Annotated in this window: 1 protein-coding gene; it reads right to left on the bottom strand. The window is 63.5% G+C overall.

Going from position 1 to position 315, the window contains the following annotated elements; translation table 11 throughout:
* On the bottom strand, positions 1 to 315 hold a 315-nt coding region (locus HU755_RS27045), incomplete at both ends, for an RHS repeat domain-containing protein (protein ID WP_186638314.1).

Raw genomic sequence — 315 nt, 5'->3', positions numbered from 1 at the left:
GCGCCGATAGATCCACACCGCCTCGCCACGGCAACGCTTGTAGAGAAAACCGTTGCGGTACTCGTAGGACGTTGGCGCATCGTCCGGCGGAATCAGCGCGATCAGCCGTCCGACCTCGTCGTAGCGGTATTCGGTGACCGCGCCCAAAGCATCCTGCTCGGCGATCAGCCGGCCCTGATTGTCATAGGCCTTGAGCTGTTCACCACCATCGGCTGCGACCTGCCGCACCAGCCGCGCACGCTCGTCGTGGACGTAGACCTCTTCGGTGCCGTCGACGTAATGCACCGTCACGCTGGCGTCGTCATCGTTCCAGAC

This window comes from Pseudomonas sp. SWRI111 (assembly GCF_014268555.1).
In the GTDB taxonomy this organism is placed as follows: Bacteria; Pseudomonadota; Gammaproteobacteria; order Pseudomonadales; family Pseudomonadaceae; genus Aquipseudomonas; species Aquipseudomonas hamedanensis.
The sequence above is the reverse complement of the archived record's forward strand: the minus strand, read 5'-3'. Positions and strand labels throughout refer to the sequence as shown.